The 23918-nt window shown below is 69.8% G+C and carries 21 protein-coding genes and 2 tRNA genes; 19 read left to right on the top strand and 4 right to left on the bottom strand.

What is annotated here, in order from left to right:
• Nucleotides 1-115 precede the first annotated feature (115 nt).
• Nucleotides 116-910, top strand: coding sequence for a class I SAM-dependent methyltransferase (locus tag OG611_RS14210; RefSeq protein WP_266419318.1), 795 nt, complete (start codon nt 116-118; stop codon nt 908-910).
• 67 nt (nt 911-977) lie between these two features.
• Here the strand turns inward: OG611_RS14210 and rfbC are convergent, their stop codons facing one another.
• Both rfbC and OG611_RS14220 read right to left on the bottom strand, forming a co-directional pair.
• Nucleotides 978-1577 (bottom strand): dTDP-4-dehydrorhamnose 3,5-epimerase, encoded by a 600-nt coding sequence (gene rfbC, locus OG611_RS14215; RefSeq protein ID WP_266419319.1) that lies wholly within the window; start codon nt 1575-1577, stop codon nt 978-980.
• Nucleotides 1578-1664: 87 nt separating this feature from the next.
• Entirely contained in the window at nt 1665-3704 is a 2040-nt protein-coding gene (locus OG611_RS14220) for a glycosyltransferase family A protein (protein ID WP_266419322.1), read from the bottom strand.
• A gap of 444 nt (nt 3705-4148) precedes the next feature.
• On the opposite strand from OG611_RS14220, the gene proB reads away from it, so the two are divergent.
• From proB to OG611_RS14245, 5 genes are all read left to right on the top strand, one after another.
• Nucleotides 4149-5234 carry a glutamate 5-kinase gene (gene proB, locus OG611_RS14225; RefSeq protein ID WP_266425850.1) on the top strand — a complete coding sequence of 362 codons (1086 nt, stop codon included), beginning with the start codon at nt 4149-4151 and terminating at the stop codon, nt 5232-5234.
• Nucleotides 5235-5377: 143 nt separating this feature from the next.
• A complete protein-coding gene (locus OG611_RS14230) occupies nt 5378-5878 on the top strand; it encodes a hypothetical protein (RefSeq protein ID WP_266419325.1) in 501 nt (166 codons plus the stop codon).
• A gap of 148 nt (nt 5879-6026) precedes the next feature.
• Nucleotides 6027-7310 carry a glutamate-5-semialdehyde dehydrogenase gene (locus tag OG611_RS14235; RefSeq protein WP_266419328.1) on the top strand — a complete coding sequence of 428 codons (1284 nt, stop codon included), beginning with the start codon at nt 6027-6029 and terminating at the stop codon, nt 7308-7310.
• A gap of 68 nt (nt 7311-7378) precedes the next feature.
• The gene (locus tag OG611_RS14240) at nt 7379-7978 is read left to right on the top strand and encodes a hypothetical protein (RefSeq protein WP_266419331.1); all 600 of its coding nucleotides are present in this window, start codon (nt 7379-7381) and stop codon (nt 7976-7978) included.
• A gap of 412 nt (nt 7979-8390) precedes the next feature.
• Nucleotides 8391-9533, top strand: a complete 1143-nt coding sequence (locus OG611_RS14245; RefSeq protein ID WP_266419334.1) for a hypothetical protein — start codon at nt 8391-8393, stop codon at nt 9531-9533.
• On the opposite strand, the gene OG611_RS14250 is transcribed toward OG611_RS14245, so the two are convergent.
• The gene (locus OG611_RS14250) at nt 9445-10590 is read right to left on the bottom strand and encodes a M48 family metallopeptidase (protein ID WP_266419337.1); all 1146 of its coding nucleotides are present in this window, start codon (nt 10588-10590) and stop codon (nt 9445-9447) included. The genes OG611_RS14245 and OG611_RS14250 overlap by 89 nt on opposite strands.
• Before the next feature lie 111 nt (nt 10591-10701).
• On the opposite strand from OG611_RS14250, the gene OG611_RS14255 reads away from it, so the two are divergent.
• The 7 genes from OG611_RS14255 (at nt 10702) to OG611_RS14285 (ending at nt 14919) form a co-directional block, all read left to right on the top strand.
• Nucleotides 10702-10854, top strand: coding sequence for a hypothetical protein (locus OG611_RS14255; protein WP_177328010.1), 153 nt, complete (start codon nt 10702-10704; stop codon nt 10852-10854).
• A gap of 84 nt (nt 10855-10938) precedes the next feature.
• A complete protein-coding gene (locus OG611_RS14260; RefSeq protein ID WP_177328009.1) occupies nt 10939-11103 on the top strand; it encodes a hypothetical protein in 165 nt (54 codons plus the stop codon).
• Nucleotides 11104-11141: 38 nt separating this feature from the next.
• A complete protein-coding gene (gene nadD, locus OG611_RS14265) occupies nt 11142-11759 on the top strand; it encodes a nicotinate-nucleotide adenylyltransferase (protein ID WP_124717753.1) in 618 nt (205 codons plus the stop codon).
• A 19-nt stretch (nt 11760-11778) separates the two neighbouring features.
• Nucleotides 11779-13545: an LCP family protein gene (locus OG611_RS14270; RefSeq protein WP_266419342.1), complete on the top strand. Its 1767-nt coding sequence runs from the start codon at nt 11779-11781 to the stop codon at nt 13543-13545.
• A 114-nt stretch (nt 13546-13659) separates the two neighbouring features.
• On the top strand, nt 13660-14091 hold the full coding sequence (gene rsfS, locus OG611_RS14275) for a ribosome silencing factor (RefSeq protein WP_093542624.1): 432 nt from the start codon (nt 13660-13662) through the stop codon (nt 14089-14091).
• Complete coding sequence (locus OG611_RS14280; RefSeq protein WP_266425853.1) at nt 14088-14741, top strand: histidine phosphatase family protein; 654 nt, start codon at nt 14088-14090, stop codon at nt 14739-14741. Before rsfS ends, OG611_RS14280 begins: the two co-directional genes overlap by 4 nt.
• 105 nt (nt 14742-14846) lie before the next feature.
• Nucleotides 14847-14919: transfer RNA gene (locus OG611_RS14285), tRNA-Ala, on the top strand.
• A gap of 3 nt (nt 14920-14922) precedes the next feature.
• Here the strand turns inward: OG611_RS14285 and OG611_RS14290 are convergent.
• Nucleotides 14923-15741, bottom strand: coding sequence for a helix-turn-helix transcriptional regulator (locus OG611_RS14290; RefSeq protein WP_323180260.1), 819 nt, complete (start codon nt 15739-15741; stop codon nt 14923-14925).
• A gap of 199 nt (nt 15742-15940) precedes the next feature.
• Between OG611_RS14290 and OG611_RS14295 the strand changes: the two genes are divergently transcribed.
• The 6 genes from OG611_RS14295 to OG611_RS14320 all read left to right on the top strand — a co-directional run bounded on the left by OG611_RS14295 (nt 15941) and on the right by OG611_RS14320 (nt 23238).
• Nucleotides 15941-17392, top strand: coding sequence for an MFS transporter (locus OG611_RS14295; protein WP_266419352.1), 1452 nt, complete (start codon nt 15941-15943; stop codon nt 17390-17392).
• Between the two features lie 292 nt (nt 17393-17684).
• Nucleotides 17685-17918: a hypothetical protein gene (locus OG611_RS14300; RefSeq protein ID WP_015608461.1), complete on the top strand. Its 234-nt coding sequence runs from the start codon at nt 17685-17687 to the stop codon at nt 17916-17918.
• 141 nt (nt 17919-18059) lie between these two features.
• Nucleotides 18060-18132 (top strand) — tRNA-Ala (locus OG611_RS14305).
• Between the two features lie 381 nt (nt 18133-18513).
• On the top strand, nt 18514-21387 hold the full coding sequence (gene leuS / locus OG611_RS14310) for a leucine--tRNA ligase (protein WP_266419357.1): 2874 nt from the start codon (nt 18514-18516) through the stop codon (nt 21385-21387).
• A gap of 162 nt (nt 21388-21549) precedes the next feature.
• The gene (locus tag OG611_RS14315) at nt 21550-22281 is read left to right on the top strand and encodes a hypothetical protein (RefSeq protein ID WP_266419360.1); all 732 of its coding nucleotides are present in this window, start codon (nt 21550-21552) and stop codon (nt 22279-22281) included.
• A 111-nt stretch (nt 22282-22392) separates the two neighbouring features.
• On the top strand, nt 22393-23238 hold the full coding sequence (locus tag OG611_RS14320) for a DegV family protein (RefSeq protein ID WP_266419363.1): 846 nt from the start codon (nt 22393-22395) through the stop codon (nt 23236-23238).
• The last annotated feature ends 680 nt before the right edge of the window (nt 23239-23918 follow it).

A 23918-nucleotide genomic window follows, 5' to 3' on the forward strand; every position in this document is an offset into this window, starting at 1 on the left:
CAAAGATGTTCACGACGAAGGTTTACATAGGGGAGAACGCTTACATCACAGTGCGGTCATGAGGTAACTTCGCCGGGAACCAGACCAGTTGGTTTTCTGCGAAGGGCTGCTCCACGTGAACCGCCACGACTTCCTGCGTCATCTGCACCGCGTCTACCGTCCCCGGAACTATCTGGAGATCGGGGTCAACGACGGCAGAAGCCTGGCCCTCTCACGGGTCCCTTCCGTCGCCGTCGACCCCGCCTTCCGGGTCGTGACGGACATCAGCTGTGACGTCCATCTGGTCAAGGCGACGAGCGACGACTTCTTCGCCCGCAAGGACCCTCTGCTGCACCTGCGCAACGGACGCAACCCGTTCCGCGCCCTCGCCCGCCGCGATCCGCTCAACGTTCTCGGCGGGGACCCGAAGCTGGAGCTCGCCTTCATCGACGGCATGCACCTCTTCGAGTACGCCCTGCGCGACTTCATGAACGTGGAGAAGCACGCCCGCTGGTCGAGCGTGATCGTGCTGGACGACATGCTGCCGCGCGACGTCGACGAGGCGGCCCGCGACCGGCACACCAAGTACTGGACCGGTGATGTGTACAAGGTGGTGCAGGTGCTGCGCCGCTACCGCCCCGACCTGGTGGTCGTCGAGGTGGACACGGAACCGACCGGCGTGGTCGCCGTGTTCGGCGCCAACCCGGAGAGCGACGTCCTGAAGAACGCGTACGACAAGATCATCGAGGAGTTCGTCGTACCCGATCCGCAGGACGTGCCCCAGGAGGTACTGGTCCGCAAGAACGCCGTCCGGCCCGAGACGCTGCTCCGCGCCGACTTCTGGCCGGCCCTGGCCCGCGCCCGCAATCTGCGCCGCCCGCGCTCCGCGTTCGCGCCGCTGCGCTCGCGCATCGAGGCAGTGACGGGCTGACCCCACCCGGACGACGCGAAGCCCCCGTGATCCGTACGGACCACGGGGGCTTCGGCGTACCGGTGGCTCAGCCGCGGGCGCGCAGCTGCGCGTAGTACTCCTGGCACGCCTCGTACGTGGGCAGCAGGCCCTGCTCCTCGGCCTCGGCCAGCGAGGGCGCCGCGGCGTCCTTGTCGGAGAGCAGCGGGGTGATCCCCTGCGGCCACTCGATGGCCAGCTCGGGGTCGAGCGGGTTGATGCCGTGCTCGCGGCCGGGCGCGTAGCCCTCGGAGCACAGATAGGCGACCGAGGCGTCGTCCGTCAGCGCCATGAAGGCGTGGCCGAGGCCCTCGGCGAGGTAGACGGAGTGGTGGTCGACGTCGTCGAGCCGGACGGCTTCCCACTGCTTGTACGTGGGGGAGCCGACCCGGATGTCCACGATGACGTCGAGCACCGCGCCGCGCACGCACTTGACGTACTTCGCCTGGCTCGGCGGCACGTCGGCGAAGTGCACGCCGCGCAGCGTTCCCCGGCTGGAAATGGAGAAGTTGGCCTGTGCCAGCCGCAGCGTGTGCCCGACGGCCTCGCTGAGCTCCGACGCCTTGAACCACTCGTGGAAGCTGCCGCGGCTGTCCGGGAAGACCTTGGGCTCATGCACCCAGGCCCCTGCGATGGAGAGCTGCCGCATGCGATCACGTCCTTGTTCTGTTGCTCGTGGCCGATGCACTCGGCCGGTGTGTGCTGGTGGGAAGCGTACGGAGGTACGGGGCGCGGGTCAGCCGGTGAACCGGGCGGCGAGCCGGCGCGCCCGCTTGCGGCTCTTGGCGGGGAGCCTGCGCACGAGGGGGCCGCCGACGGTGCGCAGTGCGCGGCGGAGCTTCGCCTTCCTGCGCCTGCCGACGATCCCCCGCATGATCTCGGCGTCGATCGCGGGCAGGCCCTGGGGGACGGTGATCCGGCCGCCCTTGCCGACAGTGACGTCGCAGAGGTGGAACGGGGGGTTCTTGTCGCCGTCCAGCCGGACCGCGAGCTTCCAGGTGCCGGGTGCGACGCCCGGCGCGCGGTCGGGCACGGTGAGGTGGGCCCGGCCGTCGGTGGGGCGCAGGGTGGTGCGGAGCCGGTGGGACGGCCCGTCCGAGCCGTCCGCCGGGCTCAGGACCAGCGTGGTCGCGGAGGGCACGGTGGCGGACGTGGTGAACAGATCGAGCCGCAGTTCGGTACGGCCGCCGGGGGAGCGCCGGACCGGACGCCCTTCGAGGTACTCGGCCAGCCGCTTGGCGCGGCGGGCCACATCGAGGGTGATGTTGCCGTGCGGGTCGGTGAAGTACGGGATGACGGCACGGGCCGGCGAACCCAGCGAGGCGGGCAGGCAGGCGGCGTCCACCTCCGGGGCGCGGTCGGCGCCGAGCCGGGCCTTGCGGACCAGACCGAGACCGCGCAGCGGCACCCAGACGTCCCAGAAGCCGCGCGACACCCGGCCACGGCCCTTGACCGCCTCCGAGCCGATCTGGCCGGTGCCGTGCAGGACGACCTCGCAGACGTCGTCGCCGAGCTCCTCGACCCGGGCGGTGAAGCTCGCGGGGCAGGACCACTCCACGGCGGTCTCGCGGTTGCGTAGCGACAGCTCGGCGGAGAATCCGGACATGTCGTCGGTGACGTCCAGGAGCTCGCCGTCCGGCAGCAGACCCTCGGTGAGGTCGGGGTGCAGGAAGTAGCGCCCGTCGCGGCGCAGCAGCGTCAGCGGGGTCTGGTCCTCGCCGTGGACGAGGCGGCCGCTGATGGTGAGGTCGATCCTGCCGTCCGGCCGCCAGTCGAACTTCTCCAGACGGGCCGCCGCCTTGACCGACGCGGCGAAGCGGGAGATCCGGACGAGGCCCTGGCGGTCGTCGTTGCGCAGCAGCGTGGAGCGCAGCCGGAGCACCGGGCCGAGCCCGTCGTGCACCCCGTCGTCCATGAAGTCCGCGGCCAGGCCCTGGACGGCGTCGCACATCTCGTCCAGGTACGCGGGGTCGTACTTGAGGACGGCGGGCTCGCTGAGCCGGCCGAGCATCTCGACGCGGTAGAAGCGGCGCAGCAGCATGTCCCGGAACTCGCCGGGCTCGGTGTTGTCCACGACGACGTCGAGGACCTCACGGAGGTTGCCGTAGTAGCCGGACGGGACGATCTTCGCGGATCCGGCGTTCTGGCCGTCGTCCCGCCGGGAGTAGTAGTAGCAGGTGTAGTTGCCGAGGATCGAGACGACCTTGGCGGGGAAGTACGCCTGCATCATGTAGAGCTGGTCCTCGAGCCGGCGCTTGCCCTCGGGGTAGGCGATGCCGTTCTCGCGGAGGAACTCCGTACGGAACATCTTGTGCGGCGTGAGGCTGTCGTACAGGGGTGCGTCCTGCAGGGTGCACTTCTCGCGGTTCTTCTTGAACACACCGTGCGGGACGCCGCGGAAGTTGCTCGCCACCTTGCCGATGACGATGTCCGAACCGTTGCGGTGACCCATGTCGTACAGCCGCTGCAGGGCGCCGGAGGCGAGGTAGTCGTCCTGGTCGACGAACTGGACGTACTCGCCCTTCGCCTCGTCCACACCGATGTTGCGGGGCTTTCCGGGCCAGCCGGAATTCGGGATGGTGATGACACGGAAATGCGAGTGTTCCCCGGCCAGCTTCTCGAGCCGCTCACGAGTGTCGTCCGTCGAGCCATCGTTGACGAAGAGAACTTCGAATTCCCCTGCGGGGAGGGTCTGTCGCAGCAGCGAGTCGATGCAGGGGTCGATGTACTTGCCCGGGTTGTATACAGGAATGACGACACTTACTTTGACTGGCATTGCTGCTGTCCCATGTCTGCTAGAAGTCCCTCTGGCCGGCGGCGGATGCGGGGCCTGCGGTGCTGAAAATGGGCATAGGAAGCCACCCGCCGTGCACCCTATCGGCTGTTAGATGATCGGGACGCCCCGATGGTTGCCTGCTCCGGCTCAGCGTGATTCTGCCGACAGTGTGCCGATTCTGCCCGAGGATCCGAAAGTCATTCGGTATGCGCGCGCGGTCGCGCGGACGAAAAAAGCCGGTGCGGTGGAACCGCGGAGCAGCAGTGTTCCGGGGTGCCACGGCCCGCCCGGCCGTGATCACGGGTGCGGCGGACGCGGTCCAGAGGGCGGAACGCACAGGCGCCGCTTTCGCCGCTCGCGTAGATTGCTGGGGCTGGCGAGGCCGAATCATTGGGGATGGACGTGTCAGGGGCAAGGCAGGGCGTCACAGAGGCCCGCAGGATCGTGGTCAAGGTCGGTTCCTCATCCCTCACCACCGCGGCGGGCGGCCTCGACGCGGACCGTGTCGACGCGCTCGTCGACGTACTGGCCAAGGTGAGAAGCGGCGGGGAGCGCGAGATCGTGCTCGTCTCCAGCGGCGCCATCGCGGCCGGGCTCGCCCCGCTCGGACTGCTGCGCCGGCCCAAGGACCTGGCCAGACAGCAGGCCGCCGCCAGTGTCGGCCAGGGACTGCTCGTCGCCCGCTACACCGCCTCCTTCGCACGGTACGGCGTACGCGTCGGCCAGGTGCTGCTCACCAGCAACGACACCAGCCGCCGCGCCCACTACCGCAACGCCTACCGCACCCTCGACCAGCTCCTGGACATGGGCGCGCTCCCGGTCGTCAACGAGAACGACACCGTCGCCACCGACGAGATCCGGTTCGGCGACAACGACCGGCTCGCCGCGCTCGTCGCCCATCTCGTCCGCGCGGACCTGCTGGTCCTCCTCTCGGACGTGGACGGCCTCTACGACGGCGACCCCAGCACCCCGGGCACCTCGCGGGTCGCCGAAGTGGCCGGCCCCGAGGATCTCGCGGGCGTCACCATCGGCAGCGCCGGGAAGGCGGGCGTCGGCACCGGCGGCATGGTCACCAAGGTCGAGGCCGCCCGGATCGCCACGGCCGCCGGGGTCCCCGTCGTCCTCACCTCGGCGAGCCGGGCCGCCGACGCCCTGGCCGGACGCGACACCGGCACGTACTTCCACCGCACCGGACGCCGCTCGGCGGACCGGCTGCTCTGGCTCGCGCACGCCTCCACCCCGCAGGGTTCACTGACCCTCGACGACGGGGCCGTGGAGGCGGTCGTCGAACGTCACAGCTCGCTGCTGCCCGCCGGAATCGCCTCGGTCGAGGGCGAGTTCACCGCCGGTGACCCGGTGGAGCTGCGCGACCTCGAAGGCCGGCCCGTGGCCCGCGGACTCGTCAACTTCGACGCCAAGGAGATCCCGCAGCTGCTCGGCCGCTCCACCCGCGACCTGGCGCGGGAGCTCGGTCCGGCCTACGAGCGCGAGGTCGTACATAGGGACGATCTGGTCGTACTGCACACCTGACAAACCCCTGAAACGGCTGAAAGTCCAGTCTTGGGGCAGAGACCTTCACGAAAACCGCCCCATCCCCGGCTGCGGACTGGTCAACTTTGTAGCGGGGACACAGCGGGGTACAGCACAGTAAACGCATTCACAGGAGGCCGCCGGTGAGACGAGCGCGCCCGGGGGCGCCGCCCCGAGGAACGGGTGGCCGGGCCCTGACCAGCGTCGGAGCAGGTTCCGGCTTCGACAGGAGCCGGACCACGGAGCGAGGGGACGACCGGACCACCCGGCCCGAGCAGACGGTGGTGAAGGAGGAACGCACCCCGTCCAAGCTGTGGCACATCACGCTCAGCGTCTCGGGAGCCGCCACTCCGCTGAGTGAGATCAGACGCGGACTCGAACAGCTCGCGCACGACCATCCCTTCCTGCTGACCAGCAGGTACGCCAACGACCACGCGGAGATCCGTTACTGGGAAGAGGCCCGCGACCTGCACGACGCGGCGGCCGTCGCGCTGCGACTGTGGGGCGAACACCGCTCCACGGCCAGGCTTCCGCCTTGGGAGATCGTCGGCCTGGAGGTCATCGACCGCGAGACGTACCACCAGCGCGTCGCCGAGGGGTACGGTCCGCCCCCGGCCGCTCCGATCGGAGTGCACCCGTACTGACGGGACACCCGCTGCCGGGGCGGCCGTCCCGGCAGCACGGGCGTCCCGGCAGCACGGCTGGCCCGCAGTAGGGCCGTCTCGCGGTATGGCCGTCTCGCATCACGGGATAAGTGACGGATGCCCGCTGTGTGCGCACTACCCTGCGGGCATGACCACGCTCTCGCCGTACGACAACATGTCCCCGGTCGCCCAGGCGGCCTACCGGGCACGCTCCGCCGCCGCCGACATCGCGCCGCTGCCGCGCGCGGCGAAGGACGACGCGCTGCTGGCGATTGCGGACGCGCTGGAGGTGCGGACGGGCGAGATCGTCGCGGCCAACGCCGAGGACGTCGCCCGCGCCCGCGAGGCCGGGACCAGCGAGTCGATCATCGACCGGCTCACCCTCACCCCGGAACGGATCCGCGCCATCGCCGCCGATGTGCGGGACGTGGCGGCGCTGCCCGACCCGGTCGGCGAGGTCGTCCGCGGCTCGACCCTGCCCAACGGCATCGACCTGCGACAGGTCCGGGTGCCGCTCGGCGTGGTCGGGATCATCTACGAGGCCCGGCCCAATGTGACGGTCGACGCCGCGGCCCTCTGCCTGAAGTCGGGCAACGCCGTCCTGCTGCGCGGCTCGTCCTCCGCGTACTCCTCCAACGCCGCACTCGTACGGGTGCTGCGCGACGCGGTCGGCGGCTCCGGGCTCCCGGCCGACGCGGTGCAGCTGGTCCCGGGCGAGAGCCGTGACTCGGTACGCGAACTGATGCGGGCCCGCGGCCTCGTCGACGTCCTCATCCCGCGCGGCGGCGCCTCGCTGATCCGTGCCGTGGTCGAGGAATCCACCGTGCCGGTCATCGAGACCGGCACCGGCAACTGCCATGTGTACGTGGACGCGCAGACCGACCTCGACATGGCCGTGGACATCCTGATCAACTCCAAGGCGCAGCGCCCGAGCGTCTGCAACGCCGCCGAGACGCTCCTGGTCCACAAGGACATCGCCGCGCAGTTCCTGCCGCGCGCCCTGGACGCGCTGGCCGACGCGGGCGTGACCGTGCACGGCGACGAGCGGGTGCTCGAATACGCCGAGGGCTCCAAGGCCACCGTGGTGGAGGCGACGCCGGAGGACTGGGAGACCGAGTACCTCTCCTACGACATCGCCGCGGCCGTCGTGGAGTCGCTGGACGCGGCCGTCGCGCACATCCGCCTCTGGTCCTCCGGCCACACCGAGGCGATCGTGACCACCTCCCAGGCCGCGGCCCGCCGCTTCACCCAACTGGTGGACTCCACGACGGTGGCCGTGAACGCGTCCACCCGCTTCACCGACGGCGGTCAGTTCGGCTTCGGCGCCGAGATCGGCATCTCCACGCAGAAGCTGCACGCCAGGGGCCCGATGGGCCTGCCGGAGCTCACCTCGACGAAGTACATCGTCACGGGCGACGGCCACGTGCGGTGACCTTCCGGGTTCGGTGAATGTTTGCGGGCTCCCTGCCCAGAACGAACCGGCGGGGCTAGTCTGGAGCCGTGCCGGACGACGTGGGGGGCAGGCCGTTCCCGGACGGCTGGGAGCCCGACGACGACCGCGGGGGCGCGGACGAGGACTTCGCCTCCGTGGTGTTCGACGAGGACTTCGTACGGGCCGCCGAGATCCATGAGCCGACCGCCGTCGAGCGGCTGCTGGCAGCCGCCCAGGCGCGTGCCGAGGCCGAGGCCTCCCGGGCGCTGGCGGGCGGCGGCCCCATGGACGACGACCTCTACGACGAGGGGTACGGCCCCGGTGTGTACGGCCGCCAGAGCGCCTACGGCGATCCGCTGGACCCAGACGACGACGCGTACGGCACCGGCCCCTACGGGCGCCACGGCGGCGCTCTGCGGCCCTACCGGGGTGCGGCGCGCTGGCACCGGCCGGTGGCCTGGCTACTCGCCGTGCTCATGGGCATCGGCATGGTCGCGCTGGCTTTCAGCGCCGTCTACCGCAACTCGTCCGGCAGCCGCCAGGACCCCGCCCCGCCGCCCGCCACGACCGGCGTGGACAGCGCTCCCGGCTCCGCCCCCGGCCCCGCTCCATCGGCCTCCACGGGCTATCTGCGCCCCACGGTGTCCGCGTTCCCCCGTACGGACTGAGGCGCGCGCCCGCAGCGGGCCGGGCTCTCGTGCGCCGGCGCATGCCCGCGCGTACCCGGTGTGCCGGTGTATCCGCGAATACCCTTGTGTGCCCCACTCTCTATCTGTATGCCCCACTCTCTTCGCATTCCACGCACGCCCTGAAAGAGCGCCCCCGGGCTCTGGCGGGACTCCCGGCCGGTTCTCCCGCGGTTCTCCCCGGTTCTCTCGCGGCTGGGCGTTTACCCCGGTCGTAATCGACCTACCCTGAAGGTGTGACCCCTCTCTTCGAGGGGGCTTCTCACTCGTCCGTACATGCGCAGTCGTGCGACGTCATACGAACTCATGACGGGCAGGCCCTGTCCGAAGCCAATCGGCCGAAGCAGAGCGAAGCGTTTCGGCCCCGGTCGGTGACGTGGAGTCGGGAGAAGTCATGGCAGGCCGCGGAGAACCACCAGAAGGGCCACCCGAGAGTCCGGCGGGCGGCGGTGAGGACGAGTACCGGTCACTCGTCTTCGACGAGTCGTTCGTGCGCGCTGCCCGGCTGCAGGAATTCTCCGCCCAGGAGCGCATGGAGGACCACGCCCCTGCCGTACGCAGCCTGCCGGCCCGGCACCTGCGCACCGGATCCAGAGCCGGCATCGCCCTGGTCCTGCTCATCGCCCTGGCCTTCGGAATGGCCGTGTACATGGGCCTTCGCCACCCCTACGAGGCGCCCGCCGGCAGACGGGCCGAGCCGCTGAGGTCGACCGTCGTACCCCTGGCGCCGCAGGGCGCCGTACCGGGCGGAACCGCCGCCGCCCTCCTCGCGAAGAGCCCCGCCGCACACTTCGGAACAGGTGCCGCAGGCATCAATCTGCCGGCGGTCAGGCGGACGGACAACTTCTCGGACAGCCAGGTGGAGACCGCCCTGACCACGGTCAAGGACTATCTGGTGGCCTCCTCGCTCGACCCCGACGTTCTCACCGGCGCCGCGGTACGCCCGGTGGAAATGCTGCTCGATCCGGATCAGACGGCCCAGTTCGAGCGCAGCATGAACCGGCCGCAGGACGACGGGCAGCATGCCGCGACCGGGTGGCTGGTGCGGTTCGACCCGGCGAAGGTGGCACTGGCCGCTCCGGACATCCGGGTCCGCGGCACCCTGAGCTACACCGAGGAGGGGTCCGACACGCTGGAGGTGGTGTCGGACCACACCTTCACCTACACGCTCCGCCCGGCCGTCGCGGGACCCCAACAGGCGGGCGCTGCCTCGCTCTTCACCGTACGGCGCGAGCTGCACTTCCGCTTCGACCGGGAGGACCTGCGGCTGCACCGGGCGGAGCTGCGCACCAGCTACGTCCAGGCCGGACCGGAGGCGTGCCCGGCGGACACCACCGGTGCGCTGCGACCGCTGCTCGCCGGACAGCACGCCGCCTCCCGCGGCCCCGCGGGCACCGACCCGTACGCCACGGGCCGGCCCACCGCGGCGCTCTGCGGAACCCTGGCGGTCAGCTCCCCGCAGGCCCCGACCCGGTCCCCGGGCCATCAGGGTTCCCCGGCTCCTCCGGCCTCGCAGAGTCCGCGGAGCCGTCCGTAGCGCCGCCCTTGCCGGCCGAGCCCCCGCCCTGGCCGGTGAACTTGTCGCGGAGCTTGCCGCCCAGGTCCCCGGCGCCCCCGGCGATGTCGCCGACCAGCTTCATCAGCGGATCCTTGCTGGAGCGCACCGTGTCCGCGTAGTGGGCCGCGGACTCCCGGAAGGAGTCGGTCACCGAGGTGTCCTTGTCCTCGTCGCGCCGCGGGTAGTGGCCGTCCATGATCCGCTGGTAGTCGCGGGTCTCGGACCACTTCTTCAGCTCGGCCGCACGCACCGTGGTGAACGGGTGCGAGCGCGGCAGCAGGTTGAGGATCTTGAGCACCGAGTCGCGCAGATCGCCGCCCTTCTCGTACTCGTCGGCCTGCGCGAGGAAGGCGTCCACGTTCATCTCGTGCAGATGATTGCCGCCCGCGATCTTCATCAGACCGCGCATCGACGCCTGCAGATCCTGGCCGACGAGCAGCCCGGCCCGGTCGGCCGACAGCTCGGACTTGCGGAACCATTCGCGCAACGCCGTCACGATCGCCATGATCGCGACATTGCCGAGCGGTATCCAGGCGACCTTCAGCGCGATACTGGTGAGGAACAGAAGGATCGTGCGGTACACCGCGTGGCCGGAGAGCGCGTGTCCCACCTCGTGGCCGATGACGGCCCGCATCTCCTCCTCGTCGAGCAGCTCCACCAGCCCCGTCGTCACCACGATGATCGGCTCGTCGAGGCCGATGCACATGGCGTTGGGCTGCGGGTCCTGGTTGACATACATCGGAGGGACCTTCTCCAGGTCCAGGATGTAACAGGCGTCCCGAAGCATGTCGTTGAGGTGGGCGAACTGCGCGTCGCTCACCCGGACGGAGTCGGAGAGGAAGAGCAGTCGGAGACTGCGCTCGGGCAGCAGGCCGCTCAGTGTCTTGAACACGGTGTCGAAACCGCTCAGCTTGCGCAGGGCCACCAGGGCCGAGCGGTCCGCCGGGTGTTCGTAGGCCCGGGACGAGATCCCTGCGAAACGCCTGCGCTGCCTGCTCGGCACGTTCTCGTGGCTCTCGTGGCTGCGTTCGGTCATGAATGGGCCCCCTGTTCGTACGAGATGTCGCTCGCCCCCCTGACAAATCCCAGCGTAGGTGCTGGGGCTACGGTGTGCGGGGGGCTGTGGATAACTGAGGAGACGCCCGACATGCCGCATACCGTTGCTCTGCTCGCCGCCGCGTCCGGGGAGCAGGGGCCCGGCAACACGCTTCGCATCGTGCTGCTCGCCTCGCTCGTCGGAGCCGTACTGCTCGGCTGGTTCCTGCTCCGCGGATACCGCAACGACGACAACAACGACTGAGTCGGCGTGAGCGTGCCCGGGGCTCCCGCATACGATGTGCGCGACGTCTTCCTTCCGACTCCCGATCGATAGGTCCTGCCGAAGATGAGCCTCACGAGCACCGCGCACCAGCTGGTCACTCTCGCCTCCGAGGGCGGCGAGCACGGTGGCAACCACGAAAGCCTCAGCCCGTATCTCACCGGGGGCGGTGCGTTCGTCGCGCTGCTGCTCCTGCTCTGGATCACCACTCGCTTCAACCGCGACCGCTGAGGCGAAGGCGTACAGCTGTGCCAGTAGGCTCTGCACGCATGGGAGAGCAGGAAGTGCCTACCGGCCGCGGAAAGCGCCGACTCGGCGTGATGGGCGGGACGTTTGACCCGATTCATCATGGACACCTGGTGGCGGCCAGCGAAGTGGCCGCCCAGTTCCACCTCGACGAGGTGATCTTCGTTCCGACCGGGCAGCCGTGGCAGAAGAGCCACAAGCACGTCTCCCCGGCCGAGGACCGATATCTGATGACGGTCATCGCGACGGCGTCCAACCCCCAGTTCTCGGTCAGCCGGAGCGACATCGACCGCAGCGGACCCACGTACACCATCGATACTCTGCGGGACCTGCGCGCGATCCACGGCGACGCGGACCTCTTCTTCATCACCGGTGCCGACGCGCTCTCCCAGATCCTCACCTGGCGGGACGCCGACGAACTGTTCTCGCTCTCCCACTTCATCGGTGTGACGCGGCCGGGGCATGTGCTCACGGACGCCGGGCTGCCGGAGGGTGGGGTCTCCCTCGTGGAGGTTCCCGCGCTCGCGATCTCGTCCACGGACTGCCGTGAGAGGGTCGCGCAGGGGGATCCGGTCTGGTACCTGGTGCCGGACGGTGTGGTCCGCTACATCGACAAGCGCCAGCTGTACCGCGGCGAATGAGCGACGCAGAGGGGCACCGGTGAACGACCGACAGAATCCGTACGACCCGTACTACCAGCAGCCGCAGATCATCGGCTACGACGAGTACGGGCAGCCGGTGTACCAGCAGCCGCAGCACGTCCAGCCGCAGGCGTACGACCCGTATGCGCCCCAGCAGCCGCAGCAGACCCAGCAGCCTCATCAGCAGCCGCAACAGGCGGACCAGGGGTACGGCTACGACCCGTACGCCCAGCCCCAGCAGCCGCAGCACGTCCAGCCGCAGGCGTACGACCCGTATGCGCCCCAGCAGCCGCAGCAGACCCAACAGCCCCAACAGCAGGCATACGGCGGCTACGAGGGCTATGGCTACGACACCGGCCGGCAGCCCGCCGCGGTCGACACCACCCAGCAGTGGAACATCCCGCAGCAGGCGGCCGCGCAGCCGTCCCCGCCCGCACCCGCACCGGCCTCGCCGGAACCCGAGCCCGAGCCCGCGCCCGGCGCCGACGCGGAGCCGGACGCGGCCGTCCCCGGGCAGCGCCGCGCCGACCGCGACTACCGCACCGAGCAGTTCTCCTTCATCGAGGAGCCCGACGAGGACTCAGAAGACGTCATCGACTGGCTGAAGTTCACCGAGAGCCGCAGTGAGCGGCGCGAGGAGGCACGGCGTCGCGGCCGCCACCGCATGGTCGCGCTCATAGTCGTGGTGGCCCTGGTCGTGGTCGGCGGTGTCGGCTACCTCTGGTCCGCCGGAAAGATTCCGGGCCTGTCCGGCTCGGACAAGGACAACACGGCGGCGACGGGCCCGCAGCAGCGGGACGTCATCGTGGTCCATCTGCACAACACGAAGAAGGGCGGCACCTCCACGGCGCTGCTCGTCGACAATGTGACGACCAAACAAGGCACCACCGTCCTGCTTCCCAACTCGCTCGCGGTCGCCGACGACGACGGCGCCACGACCACCCTCGGCAAGTCCGTCGAGGACGACGGCGCCACCGGCACCCGCGACTCCATCGGCACGCTGCTCGGCACCGATATCAGCGGTACGTGGCGGCTCGACACCCCGTACCTGGAGACCCTCGTCGATCTGGTCGGCAACATCGAGGTCGACACCGACACCGAGGTGCCCGATACGAAGAAGGACGCCTCCCCCCTGGTGAAGAAGGGCGAGGCGCAGACCCTGAGCGGCCGGATGGCCGTCGCGTACGCCACCTACCGGGGGCCGGGCGAGGCCGAGACGAAGCAGCTCATGCGGTTCGGGGAGGTCATGCGGGGCGTGTTGCGGAAGATCTCGGACGACCCGAAGGCCGCCACGGTCACCGTGCAGACGCTGGCACAGATCCTCGACCCGTCGCTTCCCGAGAAGGACCTGGGCGCCTCCCTGGCGAAGCTCGCCCAGCACGCCAAGGTCGGCGACTACAAGACGGCGCTGCTGCCGGTGCAGGCCGACGGATCACTCACCGACGCGGCCACCGAGAGCGTCGTCAAGGACATCCTGGGCGGCACGGTCAAGGCTCCCGACGCGGACGCGGCGGTGCGGGTCGGCGTCAAGAACGCCACCGGGAACAAGGACAGCACGGAGTCCGCTCAGATCAAGCTGGTCAACGGCGGCTACACCTTCGTCGGCGGTGGAACGGCCGAAGCCGTGGCACTGTCCGAGGTCGTCTACAAGACCGCGGCGGACAAGGAGAAGGCGACGCAGGTAGCCAAGACCCTGGGCCTGCCGGCGGACGCGGTGAAACAGGGCAAGCCCGCCGCGAACGCCGATGTGTCCGTCCTGCTCGGCCAGAACTACAAGATCAAATGACCCGCGTCCGGCCGCCCGGATGATGTCGATTCGATCTTCGAACATTCACTGCGTGGGCTGTCGGCGGTCCGTGAGACCCTAGAGGTCTATCTGACCGCCGACGAAAGCCTGCATGTGACCGCCACGGACCGCTCCATCGAGCTCATCAACGCCGCCGCCCAGGCGGCCGCCGACCGGCTCGCGCACGACATCATCGCGTACGACGTCAGCGACGTGCTGTCGATCACGGACGCCTTCCTCCTGGCCTCGGCCCCCAACGACCGCCAGGTCAAGTCGATCGTCGACGAGATCGAGGAGCGGCTCCAGAAGGAGCTCGGCGCCAAGCCGGTACGCCGCGAGGGCGACCGCGACGCGCGCTGGATCCTCCTCGACTACGTCGACATCGTCATCCACGTCCAGCACAGCGAGGAGCGTGTCTTCTACGCGCTGGAGCGCCTCTGGAAGGACTGCCCCGAGATCCCGCTTCCCGAGGACGCCGTCAAGACCCGCGGAAAGGCCGAGGAGCACGCCCGGCTCACCGGCAGCACGGAAGGTGAGCAGAGCTGAACGGCAGCGGAAGCGGCAGGGGCCGCAGGATCGTTCTCTGGCGCCACGGCCAGACGGCATGGAATCTGGAGCGCAGGTTCCAGGGCTCCACGGACATCGAGCTCACCGAGGCCGGAGTCGGACAGGCCCAGCGGGCCGCCCGGCTGCTGGCCTCGCTGAAGCCGGACGCGATCGTCGCCTCCGATCTGCAGCGGGCGGCGGCCACCGCCGCCGAGCTCGCCGCGATCACCGGCCTCGAAGTCGCGCACGACGCGGGACTGCGCGAGACCTACGCGGGCGCCTGGCAAGGCCTCACCCATGAGGAGATCGTCGGGCGGTACGGCGAGCAGTACGCCGCGTGGAAGCGCGGTGAGGCCGTGCGCCGCGGTGGCGGTGAGCTGGAGACCGAGGTCGCCGACCGCGCAGCCCCGGTCGTGCTCGGACACGCCGACAAGCTGCCCGAGAACGGCACGCTCGTCGTGGTCAGCCACGGCGGCACCATCCGCACCACCATCGGCCGACTGCTGGGCCTGGAGGCGCACCACTGGGAAGGCCTCGGAGGGCTCTCCAACTGCTGCTGGTCGGTGCTGGGAGAGGGCGCGCGAGGCTGGCGCCTGCTGGAGCACAACGCCGGCACGCTGCCCGAGCCGGTGCTCGGCGACGACACCTAGGCCCTCCCGGTCGGACCTCTCGGCCGGATTTCACTTTCTGGCAGGTCACAGGCTAAAGTTCTTCTTGTTCGCAGCGCGGAAACGCAGAGAAACACAGTGAACAGCGGGGCTATAGCTCAGTTGGTAGAGCGCCTGCATGGCATGCAGGAGGTCAGGAGTTCAATTCTCCTTAGCTCCACAATCAAGATCCCGTCCCCGGCAGGGGGCGGGATCTTTGCGTTCCCCCCTCCCGGCGTCGCCGCAACGCGGCCACCCGCTCCTTGCTCTCCTCGTCGGCCGGGGTGTACGCCACGATCCGGCACTCCGGCAGCCCATTGACGGACAGCGACACCGAGGTCATCCGTATCTCCCCGGTCGACGCCCAGTGCCGGAAGGTCTTCACCCGCGGTCCGGGCAGGGCGACGTTCCCGCTGCGCCACAGCTCGGCGAAGTACGGGCTGGCGGCCGAGAGCTGTTCGACGAACGACTCCCAGGCGGGCTCGCCCGTATGGCGCCCGTACGCGCCCCGCAGCGTGGCCACCATGATCGGCAGCTCCTGCGCCCGGTGGACGACGGGACAGGACTCCTCGGACATCGTGAACAGCGTCCACAGCACGTTGCGTATCCCCGTTCCCATGATTTCGGGGACGGCGAACAGGTCGCGATAGGCGGGGTTGGTGGCCAGGACGTCGTATCGCGTGTTGTAGACCACGGCAGGGTGCGGATCGAGCGCGTCGATGATGCCCTGGATCTCCGGCCCCACCTCGACGACGTCGTCCTGCCTGCCGGGTGCGCAGGCCACCTCCGCCAGGTGGTAGAGGTGTTCGCGCTCCGACGCGTCCAGCCGGAGCGTGCGCGCCACGGCGTCCAGCACCTGCGGTGACGCGTTGATCGGACGGCCCTGTTCCAGCCAGGTGTACCAGGTGACACCGACGCCGGAGAGCTGCGCGACCTCCTCGCGGCGCAGGCCCGGGGTGCGGCGGCGCAGTCCGGGTGCCATGCCCACGTCGGCGGGGGTCACCCGCGCCCGGCGATTGCGCAGAAAGGCCGCGAGCTCCGGACGCCGCCGGTGCCGGCCCGCCCGATGCGCCGACTGATGTGCCGTCACCGTAGTCACACCCCCCATGATCGGTGCCCCGCAAGGGAGTTGCCAGGTGCTGTCGGTACCAGCATCAGTGGGCTCTCGTTACCCGTATGCGGCCGGGGCCAGGCTCGATGTCATGACGACGGTCTCCGAGGCAACTCCACGTTCCGCAACCAGTAAAGACCCCACCACTGACAACCGCTCCGGGAGAGTGCTCGCCCTGGTCCTCGCGGCTCAGTTCATGGCACTGCTCGACATCTTCATCGTCAATGTCGCCGCCCCGACGATCCAGAGCGAACTGGGCGCTTCCGGCGCCGGGTTGCAGCTCATCGTGGCCGGCTACACCATCACGTACGCCGTGCTGCTCATCACCGGCGCCAGGCTCGGTGACCTGTTCGGGCACGGCCGAGCCCATCTGGCCGGGCTCGGGGTCTTCACCGCGGCCTCGCTGGCCTGCGGACTCGCCGCAGGATCCGGGCAGTTGATCGCCTTCCGGCTGGTGCAGGGCGGAGCCGCGGCGGTGATGATTCCGCAGGTGCTCAGCCTCATCCAGCGCCACTTCACCGGCGAGGCACGGATGCGGGCGCTCGGTGCCTACAGCGCGGTGCTCGCCACCGGGGCGGCCGCCGGGCAGGTGGTCGGCGGAGTGCTGGTCAGCGCCGATCTGTTCGGCGCCGGCTGGCGGCCGGTCTTCCTGGTGAACGTGCCGATCGGGCTCGTTCTGCTGATGCTCGGCATCCGTGTGCTGCCGCGCGAACCGCGCACCGCACCCGGCAGGGTCCAGGCGCGGGCCCGCGGGCTCGATCTGCCGGGGCTGGTGCTGCTCGCCGCCGCCGTCACACTGCTCACCGTCCCCCTGGTGCTCGGGCAGGAGCTGGGCTGGCCGGTCTGGTCCCGGGTCTGCCTGGCGGCCTCCGCGGGGTTCGTCGCCGGTTTCGTCGGATACGAGTCACGGCTGGCCGCGCGAGGTGGTGCGCCCCTGATCGCACCCAGGGTGCTGCGCGTTCCCGGCATCGCCCGAGCGGCGCTGCGCATTCTCCTGGTGATGGCGATCAACGCGGGCTTCCTTTTCGCGATGACGCTGCACGTCCAGGGAGGGTTGGGTTACTCGCCGCTGCGTGCGGGGCTGATGTTCGCACCGACCGCGCTGGTGTTCGGCGCGACCGGGCTGACCTGGCGACGGTGGTCCGCAGGGCTTCAAAGGGCCCTGGTGTCGGGCGGGTTCGTGCTCGTGGCCGTCGCCTCCGTGGTGGTCGGGCTGCTGATGCGTGGCGGCGGTGACGGCGGGCCCGCACTGTATGCGGCCTTTGCGGTGATGGGCGTCGGTCTGGCGCTGGGCTTCAGTCCCACCCTCACGAGGGCGCTGGCGGACGTACGTCCTGAAGACGCGGCCGACGCGAGCGGCGTATTGGTGACGGTCACCCAACTCGGTCAGTTGGCCGGGGTCGCCGCGTTCGGCACGCTCTATCTCAACCGCCTTGATACACAAGGGGCGCAGGGGTCGGGGCATGCGTTGTGGGTATGCGCCCTCGGGCTCTCCGTGGCCGCGACCGCAGGCGCGGCGGCGGGTCTCGTACGGCGTCGGTGAGCGGCCGGAACTCCGGCGGGCTGCCCCCCTTGCGGGGTCATGGCAGAATCGGAGCGCCGGAGGGGGCGACGGACCGAACGGGAGGGAGCGCGCGATGCCTGCGAGCCGCCACGAGGTCCCGGACCTGCTCCTTGTTCGCGAGTTCCCCGTTCCAGGATTTCCCGCAACCCCCGGAAGCCGCGCCCGCGCCGGCCGCCGTGCCTCCGGTCCGTCCGATGGCGCCCGGATGCCCGGCGGGAGCGGTGGAGCTCTCCGTGTGCGCACCGCCCGCGGCCAAAGCCGGAGCTGACCCATGGGTGCACACAGGCGGAAATGCGACTGGTGCGGCAGCGGTACGCCCATCGTCAGGGACATGGATCCGATCAATCCGGAGTACCAGTACTGGTGCGAGGAGTGCGCGCGGGCGCTGATCATAAAGGGCGACCCGATCGAGACCTATCGAGAGCTGGAGGGGGAGCCGATCTACGGTCGGCTGCTGGAGGAGCACTGCACGCTCAAGCGCTTCTACTCCTTCGCCACGGCCTGACCTCTTCAGCGCCGCCGCTGATTGCGAACCGAATGCGCCAAAATCGGTCAAATCGGCGTTGGTGGGAATCGATTTGGTGGACCGGCGGGGTCACCGGTAATGTTCTCGATGTCGCCAGGGAAACCGGGCGGCACACGGCACGGGGCTATAGCTCAGTTGGTAGAGCGCCTGCATGGCATGCAGGAGGTCAGGAGTTCAATTCTCCTTAGCTCCACAGTGAAGAACGAGAAGCGGGTCACTCATACAGAGTGACCCGCTTCTCGTATGTGACGCGTATGCCGGTGTCTCCCGGCGCCCTGCGCCCCCGCCGCTCGACCTGCCGGAAAGTCGGGAGTTCCGCCGTACCGTCGCTCCCGTCCCCCTGTCCATGGTTCGGTCGCGCCCGGCCCGATTCCGGGCCTGTGCGGTACCCTGACGCCATGCGTGCCGTACGCCTTCTGCTTAGCGAGCCGCGCTGATCAGTCCCGACCGGTGAGAATGCCTGGTCGGAATCAGCGCGGCGTCCCCTCCTGTGCGAGGGGATTTTTCGTTTCCGTAGACGCGTGTCCGTAGACATGGGCGCCGGCAGATGACGATCGATGGAGCTTTGAGGATCATGAGCGAGACGAATTCCGCAGCCGAGACGGCTGCGCCGCACCGCTACACGGCGGCGATGGCCGCCGACATCGAGGCACGCTGGCAGGACTTCTGGGACGCCGAGGGCACGTACGAGGCGCCGAATCCGACCGGTGACCTGGCGGGCGATCCGGAGCTGGCCGCCAGGTCGAAGAAGTTCATCATGGACATGTTCCCGTACCCCTCGGGTGCGGGCCTGCACGTCGGTCATCCGCTGGGCTACATCGCCACCGATGTCTTCGCCCGCCACCAGCGGATGACCGGGCACAACGTGCTGCACACCCTGGGCTTCGACGCCTTCGGCCTGCCCGCCGAGCAGTACGCGGTGCAGACCGGCACGCACCCGCGGGTCTCCACCGAGGCCAACATCGAGAACATGACCGCTCAGCTGCGCCGGCTGGGCCTGGGCCACGACAAGCGCCGCTCGTTCGCCACGATCGAGTCGGAGTACTACAAGTGGACCCAGTGGATCTTCCTGCAGATCTTCAACTCCTGGTACGACACCGAGGCCGACCGGGCCCGCCCGATCACCGAGCTGGTCGCGCAGTTCGAGAGCGGTGCACGCCCCACCCCGGACGGTCGTGACTGGAGCGCGCTGAGCGCCGCCGAGCGCGCGGACATCCTGGGCGAGTACCGCCTGGCGTACGCCTCCGACGCGCCCGTCAACTGGTCGCCCGGCCTGGGCACCGTGCTGGCCAATGAAGAGGTGACGGCCGACGGCCGCTCCGAGCGCGGCAACTTCCCCGTCTTCAAGGCCAAGCTGCGCCAGTGGAACATGCGCATCACCGCTTACGCCGACCGGCTGCTGAACGACCTGGACGGGCTGGACTGGCCCGAGGCCATCAAGCTGCAGCAGCGCAACTGGATCGGGCGCTCCGAAGGCGCCCGCGTCGACTTCCCGGTCGACGGCGCCGGCAGCATCACCGTCTTCACCACCCGCCAGGACACCCTGTTCGGCGCCACCTACATGGTGCTGGCGCCCGAGCACGAGCTGGTCGAGCGGATCATTCCGGCCGCCTGGCCCGAGGGCACCCATGCGGTGTGGACCGGCGGACACGCGACCCCGGCCGAGGCCGTCACCGCCTACCGCAAGCTGGCCGCAGCCAAGTCCGACGTGGAGCGGCAGGCCGAGGCCAAGGACAAGACCGGCGTCTTCACCGGTGCGTACGCGACCAACCCGGTCAGCGGCGAGAAGGTTCCCGTCTTCATCGCCGACTACGTCCTGATGGGTTACGGCACCGGCGCGATCATGGCCGTACCGGCGCACGATGCGCGCGACTTCGCCTTCGCGCGCGCCTTCGAGCTGCCGATGCGCTGTGTCGTCGAGCCGTCGGACGACCGCGGCACGGACCCCGCGATGTGGGACGACGCCTTCGGCTCGTACGAAGCGAAGCTGGTCAACTCCGCCAATGACGAGATCTCGCTGGACGGCCTGGGCGTCGTCGACGCCAAGGCGAGGATCACCGAATGGCTGACGGCGCACGGCGTCGGTGCGGGCACCGTCAACTTCCGGCTCCGTGACTGGCTGTTCAGCCGCCAGCGCTACTGGGGCGAGCCCTTCCCGATCGTCTACGACGAGGACGGCATCGCCCACCCGCTGCCCGAGTCGATGCTGCCTCTGGAGCTGCCGGAGGTCGACGACTACTCGCCGCGCACCTTCGACCCCGACGACGCCGACACCCAGCCCGAGACCCCGCTGTCCCGGAACGCCGACTGGGTCAACGTCACCCTGGACCTGGGCGACGGCAACGGTCCGAAGAAGTACCGCCGCGAGACCAACACCATGCCCAACTGGGCCGGCTCCTGCTGGTACGAGCTGCGCTATCTGGACCCGAACAACGACCAGAAGCTGGTCGACCCGGCGATCGAGCAGTACTGGATGGGCCCCCGCGAGGGGCAGCCCACCGGCGGTGTCGACCTGTACGTCGGCGGTGCCGAGCACGCCGTGCTGCACCTGCTGTACGCCCGCTTCTGGTCCAAGGTGCTGCACGACCTGGGGCACATCTCGTCCGCGGAGCCGTTCCACAAGCTGTACAACCAGGGCATGATCCAGGCGTTCGTCTACCGGGACAGCCGCGGCATCGCGGTCCCGGCGGCCGAGGTCGAGGAGCGCGACGGAAAGTTCTACCACCAGGGCGAGAAGGTCAGCCGCGTCCTGGGCAAGATGGGCAAGTCCCTGAAGAACGCCGTCACGCCGGACGAGATCTGCGCCGAGTACGGGGCGGACACGCTGCGCCTGTACGAGATGGCGATGGGCCCGCTGGACGTGTCGCGGCCGTGGGACACGCGCGCCGTCGTCGGCCAGTACCGGCTGCTGCAGCGGCTGTGGCGCAATGTCGTCGACGAGGAGACCGGCGAGGTCACCGTCGTCGACACGGAGCCGGGCGAGGACACGCTGCGCGCGCTGCACAAGGCGATCGACGGAGTCGGCCAGGACATGGCCGGGATGCGCTTCAACACGGCGATCGCCAAGGTCACCGAGCTGAACAACCACCTGACCAAGTCGGGCGGCCCGCTGTCCCGGTCCGTCGCCGAGTCGCTGGTGCTGCTGGTGGCGCCGCTGGCACCGCACATCGCCGAGGAGCTGTGGCGCCGGCTGGGCCACACCGAGTCGGTCGTGCACCAGGACTTCCCGGTCGCCGATCCGGCGTACGTCGTGGACGAGACCGTGACCTGTGTCGTGCAGGTCAAGGGCAAGGTCAAGGCGCGCCTGGAGATCTCTCCGTCGATCACGGACGACGAGCTGGAGGCGCTGGCCCTGGCCGACCCGGCCGTGGTGGCGGCGCTGGACGGTGCGGGCATCCGCAAGGTCATCGTGCGGGCGCCGAAGCTGGTCAATATCGTCCCGGCGTGACGGCGCGCCGCCCTGGGTGAGGCGCCGACCGCGCCCGCGCGGCGGTGTGGGGGCATTCCCCTACGGGCAGGTTGGGGGTTCCGAAGGAACCCTCGGCCTGCCCTTTCCGTTTACGGTGGAGGGGCCGGCACCGGCAGCCGAAACGACATCCGAGGGGCGCTCATGGAAGCCGTGATCCTGATTCTGGGGTTGCTCTTTTTCGCGTTCGTGGCCCTGGGCGTGTACGCGGGCGTCAAAGCCGTCGGCGCGGCGAAGCGCGGTGTGGATCGTACGATCACCCAGGCGCGCCGCACCGTCGAGGAAACCGCGCTGCGCGCCAAGAGCTACGGCCAGGCGGGTGTGGGCGGAGAGCTGGCGCAGTTGCGGCTGGCACTGCGCACATCCATGCGGTCCACCCAGGAGGCGTTGCGGGCGGGAGCCGCCGAGGATGCCTCCCTCTCGGAGTCGCTGGGCCTCTTCCAGCGGCTGAGTGTGCACGGGCGAGAGCTGGACGAAGAGCTGAAGAAGCTGGAGCGCGAGCCCGATCGGGCGACCGTCGCCTCGCTGCTGCCGAGCCTGAAGCAGCGTACGGAGCGGATCACGCACTCCGCGGATTCGCTGCGGTGGGCCGCCCGTGACAGGGCGCGGCAGTTCATCGACGACGATCTGGACGCGCTGAACGCGCAGATCGACGTGGAGGCGGGGGCGCTTCGGCACTGGACGGTGGAGACGGACGAGCCGGTCCGGGGACAGAGCCGGCCGCAGGACGATGCCAGCGAGCAGGGGCAGGGACAGGGGCGGAAACAGGGGAACGGGCCGGCCGACGGCGTGGCCCAGGCGATCACGGCCCCGGACCCGCGACTGCAGACCGGAAACCCGTGGCAGAAGGCGGCCCGGCCCGAAACGACGAACTGAGACGTCCGACGACCCCCGGTGACCGTCGGACGCGGTCCGAAGACATCGGAAGAGGTCATTCGGTCGGGGTCGGACTGCCGAGACACGGAATCGCCAGGTAACCTCCCGCTCATGTCCCGCCATGTCGCGATCGTCACCGATTCCACGGCCTACCTGCCGCCCGAGACGATGGAGCGGCACGGCATCACCGCGGTGCCGCTGACCGTCGTCCTCGGTGATCAGGCTCTGGAGGACGGCACCGAGATCTCGGCCCGTTCCCTTGCGGTGGCGCTCCAGAAGCGTCGTCCCGTGACCACGTCCCGGCCGAGTCCGGAGGTGTTCGCCGCCGAGTACCGTGCGGCGGCCGAGGCCGGTGCCACTGGCGTCGTCTCGCTGCACCTCTCGGCAGAGATCTCGGGTACGTACGACGCCGCTCTGCTCGCGGCGAAGGACGCGCCGGTTCCGGTGCGGGTGGTGGATACCGGGATGGTTGCCATGGCCCTCGGATTCTGCGCCCTGGCGGCGGCGGAGACGGCAGAGGCGGGCGGAAGCCTGGACGAGGCGGTCGCCGCTGCGGAGAAGCGGGCCGCGGGCACCTCTGCGTACTTCTACGTCGACACGCTGGACTATCTGCGGCGCGGCGGTCGCATCGGTGCCGCGCAGGCGCTGCTGGGATCGGCACTCGCCGTGAAGCCGCTGCTCCAGCTCGAAGGCGGCCGTATCGAACTGCTGGAGAAGGTACGGACGGCCTCGAAGGCGATTGCGCGCCTGGAGGAGATCGTCGCGGAACGGGCGGGCAGCGGATGCGTGGATATCGCCGTTCACCACCTGGCGGCGCCCGAGCGGGCCGAGCGGCTTGCCGAGCGGCTGCGTGAACGGGTGCCGGGTCTGGTCGATCTGCATGTGAGCGAGGTGGGAGCGGTGATCGGTGCGCACACCGGGCCCGGTCTGCTCGGCGCAGTGGTCTCGCCGCGCTGATCTCGGCCGGTCGGCCTGCTTTCCTCCTGCCGTTTGTGCGTCACTCCTCGGGGTGGTCGAGATATCCACAACTGGTTGGTTGTCCACCGGAATTGGGTCTGTTCAGCGGATTCGGGCAGATGTGCCTACTGTCGTGAGGCATGGCTCCCCGATCACATCGTGCAACCAGCGGAAGCGGCAGTGGCCCCGGCCGTGCCCCGGCCTCGGACGGCCGTGTTCGTAGCGGCCCCGGCAATGGACCAGACGTCGGCGTCGGCGTCGGGCCGGGCTTGGGGCCGGGCCTCGGGCCCGGTCGGCGACGGTCGTCGCGCGGGCGTGCGAACGCCTTGGCCACGGCTTCGCGCCGTCGGGCGGACGCCCTCATGACAGGTGCGGCAGGTGCCGCAGGTGCGGCAGGTGCGTACGGCGGACGGGTCGCACGGCCCGTGCTGGGGCCCGCCCCGGCTGCGGCTGCGACTCCGGTCCCGAGCCCCAGGCCGGCTGCGGCCGCTACTGCAACTGCCGTTCCCGCTTCTGCACGGGCCTCGGCCTCGGCCACAGCTCCGGTTCCGGTTTCCGGTGGTGTGTCAGAGCGACGGTGGGAGCGGCTGGTTCTCGCGTTGCGGGAGCGGATCCCGGTGTGGCTGCAGCTCAGATGCGGGCTGGAGCCAAAGACCCTTGCCGCGTTGGCGGTTGTCCTG

It is taken from the genome of Streptomyces sp. NBC_01363, from assembly GCF_026340595.1.
Taxonomy (GTDB): Bacteria; Actinomycetota; Actinomycetes; order Streptomycetales; family Streptomycetaceae; genus Streptomyces.

Coding starts and splice junctions, on each gene's coding strand:
- rfbC (WP_266419319.1), bottom strand. CDS start 1,577: ATGCGGCAGCTCTCCATCGCAGGGGCCTGGGTGCATGAGCCCAAGGTC.
- OG611_RS14220 (WP_266419322.1), bottom strand. CDS start 3,704: ATGCCAGTCAAAGTAAGTGTCGTCATTCCTGTATACAACCCGGGCAAG.
- OG611_RS14235 (WP_266419328.1), top strand. CDS start 6,027: ATGACCACGCTCTCGCCGTACGACAACATGTCCCCGGTCGCCCAGGCG.
- OG611_RS14245 (WP_266419334.1), top strand. CDS start 8,391: ATGGCAGGCCGCGGAGAACCACCAGAAGGGCCACCCGAGAGTCCGGCG.
- OG611_RS14250 (WP_266419337.1), bottom strand. CDS start 10,590: ATGACCGAACGCAGCCACGAGAGCCACGAGAACGTGCCGAGCAGGCAG.
- OG611_RS14255 (WP_177328010.1), top strand. CDS start 10,702: ATGCCGCATACCGTTGCTCTGCTCGCCGCCGCGTCCGGGGAGCAGGGG.
- OG611_RS14260 (WP_177328009.1), top strand. CDS start 10,939: ATGAGCCTCACGAGCACCGCGCACCAGCTGGTCACTCTCGCCTCCGAG.
- nadD (WP_124717753.1), top strand. CDS start 11,142: ATGGGAGAGCAGGAAGTGCCTACCGGCCGCGGAAAGCGCCGACTCGGC.
- OG611_RS14295 (WP_266419352.1), top strand. CDS start 15,941: ATGACGACGGTCTCCGAGGCAACTCCACGTTCCGCAACCAGTAAAGAC.
- OG611_RS14300 (WP_015608461.1), top strand. CDS start 17,685: ATGGGTGCACACAGGCGGAAATGCGACTGGTGCGGCAGCGGTACGCCC.
- leuS (WP_266419357.1), top strand. CDS start 18,514: ATGAGCGAGACGAATTCCGCAGCCGAGACGGCTGCGCCGCACCGCTAC.
- OG611_RS14315 (WP_266419360.1), top strand. CDS start 21,550: ATGGAAGCCGTGATCCTGATTCTGGGGTTGCTCTTTTTCGCGTTCGTG.
- OG611_RS14320 (WP_266419363.1), top strand. CDS start 22,393: ATGTCCCGCCATGTCGCGATCGTCACCGATTCCACGGCCTACCTGCCG.